This window comes from Streptomyces sp. NPDC056628 (genome assembly GCF_042792555.1).
In the GTDB taxonomy this organism is placed as follows: Bacteria; Actinomycetota; Actinomycetes; order Streptomycetales; family Streptomycetaceae; genus Streptomyces.
This window is the reverse complement of sequence record NZ_JBHTWG010000056.1, coordinates 1-4,220: the sequence shown is the minus strand read 5'-3', so window position 1 is coordinate 4,220 and position 4,220 is coordinate 1. Positions and strand designations below refer to the sequence as shown.

The following is a 4,220-nucleotide window of genomic DNA, read 5'->3' as shown; positions in this document are numbered from 1 at the left end:
GCCAGGCCGACCGCGCGTACAGCGGTGACCGCACCCCGCTCGACCAGTACGGACTGCGCTGGTCGGGGCCCGTCGACACGGTGGACGCGGCGCGTCAGCAGAGCGCGCTGGACCTGCTCAACGCGGCTCCGTAGCAGGGGCGTTCACGTCCCCGCCTCGGTTACGCCGGCGGCGCCGCAGGGCGCGCGGCGCCGCCACGGCCAGGGAGAGGGCGAACAGCGCCGCCGTCACGAGGAGCCAGCGGACGAGGAAGACGCCGGCGGGCAGCAGGGTGGCGCGCTCGTAGCGGTCCACGCTCCCGCTGATCAGCGGGAACCACACAAGGAGCAGCAGGGCGGAGGCGGTGGCGGGCCAGCGCACGTGGTTGACCAGGTGCGGGGCGAGCAGTGCGCGCAGGCCCCGGTCGATCGCCGCGTACAGGGGGACGAGGAGCAGGTCGTGCACCAGGGCCGCGCCCACCACCCAGTACACCACCGTGATCCACTCGTCCGCGTCCAGCAGGCGCAGGCCCGCGTAGCAGACCAGGACCAGCGAGGCGGCGGTCAGCAGCAGGTGGCCGGGGCCCGCCCCGTACCAGCGGCGCCACCACAGTCCCGCGCCGCGCGGGGACGGCGCGGGATCCGGGGTGTTCGTCACCGCACCCTCCCGAAGGACAGCCGGGCGACCCACTTCGTGTTGAGGACGCCCGGGGCCGCCGGAACGATGACGCGGGCCGGGTAGCCGTGGTCGGGCGACAGGTCGGCGCCGTTGACCTGGAGGGCGAGGAGGGAGCGGGGGTCGCGCACCTGGTTGTGACGCAGGGCGGCCCGGCGGAAGGAGCCGCGCAGTTGCAGGGACTCCACCAGGACGTCCGGTGCGTCCTCCGGCTCGTACCCGACCAGGGCGGCCAGATCGCGCAGCCGTACGCCGCGCCAGTGCTGGTCCTCCGTCGACCATCCCTCGACGCAGGCGATGGGCAGGGCGGCGGAATGCTGGGCCATCGCCAGCAACTCCGCCCGTGACAGGCGTACTTGACCTCGGGAGCCGGTCACCACGAGCTGCCACGCCTCTCCGGTCTGCGCGTCGGTGACGCCGGCGAGGGCGGCCGGCTTGTTGATCTGGAAGCCGTCGGGTCCTCCTCCGGGGTCACCGCCGCCGTGCGGCGCGAACAGCGCGGTGCGGCGCAGCGGCCCGCCGATGCTCTGGCCGGCCGTGGTGAGGAGCAGCAGCAGTGAGGAGCCTCCGACGAGTGCGGCCAGTCCGCGCCGCGAGAGGGTCGGCGACGCCGGGTCGGGTGCGGCCAGCTCGTCGGACGCGGCGGGGGCCGGTGACGTCGTGGAGCGGACGTAGGCGACCGGGCCGCCGCGCTGCCGGAGGGTGCGCACGGTCTGCGGGACGCGCAGCGCGGCGTGGGCCGCGAAGGCGGCGAAGAAGACCCAGGCGCCGTAGAAGTGCAGACGGTAGAAGGAGCCGGGGAAGACGTAGTCGAGCTGGATGTTGAGGACCCCGGTGAGGAAGGTGAACAGGCCGCCGCCGACCAGGAACAGCAGGGACAGGCGTTCCAGCGCCTGGGCCACGGACCGCACGGGCGGCAGGGCGAAGAACCGGGGGACGACCGACCACAGCTTGGCCAGCAGTACCGGGATCAGCGCCACGCCCACGGCGACGTGGACGCCCTGGGTGACCCGGTACAGCCAGTGCGGATCGGTCGGCCAGGAGAACAGGTAGAAGCCCAGCAGGCCCTTGTCCGGTGTCCTGTCGTTCAGCGGCGACAGATCGGGGTTGTACGCGGCGTACGAGAGCAGGCCCGTCACGAACAGCAGCGGCACCCCGGCCAGCAGGACGACTCCGAGCACGGACGTCAGCCATGTCCCACGCAGGGGGCTGCGCCAGAAGCGCGGGGACACGGGCAACCGGTCCAGCAGGGCACGTCGGTCGGTCATGGGAGCGGGCCTCGGCTCTCGACAGGGCGGCAGGGCGGCAGGGCGGCAGGGCTGACTGTCTCGGACAGTAGGGCGCCGACCGCCAAGGGATGGTTTTGCCGAGGTGACGGAAGTCTGACGCCGCCCGTCCCGGACGGGCGGCGGCCGGCAAGTGGCCGACGGCGACCGTCTGCCGAATAGTGCGAGGAATGGGTCCTCCGCGCGGGCTGACGTGTCACCGTTCGGGGAGACGAGTCGTGGGTTCATTTTCACCCGGATTCCACGGCCGCAGGCGTTCCACGTCCTGCACGTGTGCGGGCCGGACCCCGGCCTGACCGCGCGCTGCGCCCACTGCTCCCGGGTGGCGCTGCGCCTGGTCCGCCACGAGGAGGACACCTGGCTCACACCGGGCGGCGCGGAGGGCGCCTTCCGCTTCCGAGCGCCTACACCTCGGCGTAGGCGTGCGAGCCCGAGCCGAGCGGCAGGCGCAGCGGTCCCTCACCGGCCACCACGCGGTCGATGACGGCGGCCGCCCCCTGGCCGGAGAACCGGCACGAGATCGTCGTCCGTGACACGAGGGACCCGACGTCCGGCCACCCGCCCAGCCGGTCGGCCCGACCATGCCCCACGGCCTCCTGCCCACCGTCGTGAGACCGCGCTCGGGATCGAGGACGGCTACCGGGGAGCCGCGGCTCGCGGCCCGGCCTTCCAGGGGATCCCGCTCGTCCCACCCGGCCGGCACCGGCGCTCCGCGCCGAAGATGCCCCGCCGCGACGGTGACGCCGTACGGCCGCCGACCTCCGCGTGGACTGGGCCCACCGGGGCGGGCGGGGACTGGCCACGGAGGGCCGCGCGGTCGCTCCCGCCCCGCTCGGCGCGGACGAGCCGGCCAGGACCGGGCCTCACCTGGACGCTGGGCCGCCGTCCTGGGCGGGCGGGGAGCTCCTGCGGCGCTGGGGCACGGACCGTCGGGCGGCGCCGCTGCGTACTCTTGCGGCATGCGGATGCGCCCCACTCTCGTCTGGACGCCGGCCGAGGACTGGCCGGCCGGCACCACGGACCTCGGTCCGGTCGTCGACGCCCTGGACACGGGCGGGGTGCTGGTGCTCAGCGGGGCGGGCATCTCCACCGAGTCCGGCATCCCCGACTACCGGGGCGAGGGCGGCAGCCTCAGCCGCCACACCCCGATGACGTACCAGGAGTTCACGTCCAGCGCCCCGGCCCGGCGCCGGTACTGGGCGCGCAGCCACCTCGGCTGGCGCACCTTCGGGCGGGCCCACCCCAACGCCGGCCACCGGGCCGTGGCCGCGTTCGGCCGACACGGTCTGCTGAGGGGCGTGATCACCCAGAACGTCGACGGTCTGCACCAGGCCGCAGGCAGCGCGGACGCCCTGGAGCTGCACGGGAGCCTCCAGCGGGTGATCTGCCTGTCCTGCGGGACGTACAGCCCGCGCGCCGAACTCGCCCTCCGGCTCGAGGAGGCCAACGCGGGCTTCGACCCGGTGGCCGCCACGATCAACCCGGACGGCGACGCCGACCTCACCGACGAGCAGGTCCAGGACTTCCAGGTCCTGCCCTGCACGCGCTGCGGCGGCATTCTCAAGCCGGACGTGGTGTTCTTCGGCGAGAACGTGCCCCCAACGCGGGTCGAGCACTGCCGCACGCTGGTCGACGAGGCGGCGTCGCTGCTGGTCCTGGGCTCCTCGCTGACGGTGATGTCCGGGCTGCGGTTCGTACGGCGGGCCGCCGAGGCGGGCAAGCCGGTCCTGATCGTCAACCGGGACCCGACCCGCGGCGACCGGCACGCCGTCACCCGGGTCGCACTCCCCCTAGGCCCGGCCCTCACGTCCGTGGCCGCGCGCCTGGACGTCCAGGTCGTCTGAGGCAGGCGGCGGGCTCCCCTCTGCTTCTACGCGCGGTTCCGCTCGGCCAGTTCCTCGGCGTAGTTGTACGCCGCGGCGCTCCCCTGTCTGCCGGGTGAGAGCTTCACGATCGCCTTGTCGGTCTCCGGGTTCCCGCTCAGATACGCCTCGGTGAGGACGTACGGCAGTCCGTCCACGCTGAAGCGGATGCTGCCGTCGGGGTAGGCGCTGACGCGGATCCGACGGCCGTCGGGAAGCTCGATCGGCTCGGCCACGAAGTGCGCTTTGAGGGGCTGCTCGGCCATGAGGGCCTCCTGGTCGTACCGGATCGGTGAAAGCCGACATTGACTTGCTCCTCGGGCTGAAGCCCGAGGATTCTGGCCTTCCTGACCGGTTGCTGTGCCGCTATGCGGCACGGTTTCCGGTGGGGATTCCGTGGCTTCCTGTTTCTTCGCGC

The 4,220-nt window shown here is 73.5% G+C and carries 6 protein-coding genes; 2 read left to right on the top strand and 4 right to left on the bottom strand.

Annotated elements, in window-relative coordinates:
- Positions 1-117 precede the first annotated feature (117 nt).
- A complete protein-coding gene (locus ACFRAC_RS34760; RefSeq protein ID WP_382938570.1) occupies positions 118-636 on the bottom strand; it encodes a hypothetical protein in 519 nt (172 codons plus the stop codon).
- Positions 633-1,922, bottom strand: coding sequence for a molybdopterin-dependent oxidoreductase (locus ACFRAC_RS34755; RefSeq protein ID WP_382938565.1), 1,290 nt, complete (start codon positions 1,920-1,922; stop codon positions 633-635). The genes ACFRAC_RS34760 and ACFRAC_RS34755 overlap by 4 nt, the downstream gene beginning before the upstream one ends.
- Before the next feature lie 151 nt (positions 1,923-2,073).
- Between ACFRAC_RS34755 and ACFRAC_RS34750 the strand changes: the two genes are divergently transcribed.
- Positions 2,074-2,424 carry a DUF6510 family protein gene (locus tag ACFRAC_RS34750; protein ID WP_382938563.1) on the top strand — a complete coding sequence of 117 codons (351 nt, stop codon included), beginning with the start codon at positions 2,074-2,076 and terminating at the stop codon, positions 2,422-2,424.
- Here ACFRAC_RS34750 and ACFRAC_RS34745 read toward each other — a convergent pair.
- Positions 2,345-2,530: a hypothetical protein gene (locus ACFRAC_RS34745; protein WP_382938637.1), complete on the bottom strand. Its 186-nt coding sequence runs from the start codon at positions 2,528-2,530 to the stop codon at positions 2,345-2,347. The genes ACFRAC_RS34750 and ACFRAC_RS34745 overlap by 80 nt on opposite strands.
- Before the next feature lie 369 nt (positions 2,531-2,899).
- On the opposite strand from ACFRAC_RS34745, the gene ACFRAC_RS34740 reads away from it, so the two are divergent.
- Entirely contained in the window at positions 2,900-3,784 is an 885-nt protein-coding gene (locus ACFRAC_RS34740; protein WP_382938559.1) for an NAD-dependent protein deacetylase, read from the top strand.
- Positions 3,785-3,810: 26 nt separating this feature from the next.
- On the opposite strand, the gene ACFRAC_RS34735 is transcribed toward ACFRAC_RS34740, so the two are convergent.
- A complete protein-coding gene (locus ACFRAC_RS34735; RefSeq protein WP_382938556.1) occupies positions 3,811-4,068 on the bottom strand; it encodes a hypothetical protein in 258 nt (85 codons plus the stop codon).
- Positions 4,069-4,220: the final 152 nt, after the last annotated feature.

Bases quoted from the DNA above. Each gene is read 5' to 3' on its own strand.
- ACFRAC_RS34755 (WP_382938565.1), bottom strand. From the start codon at position 1,922: ATGACCGACCGACGTGCCCTGCTGGACCGGTTGCCCGTGTCCCCGCGC.
- ACFRAC_RS34740 (WP_382938559.1), top strand. From the start codon at position 2,900: ATGCGGATGCGCCCCACTCTCGTCTGGACGCCGGCCGAGGACTGGCCG.
- ACFRAC_RS34735 (WP_382938556.1), bottom strand. From the start codon at position 4,068: ATGGCCGAGCAGCCCCTCAAAGCGCACTTCGTGGCCGAGCCGATCGAG.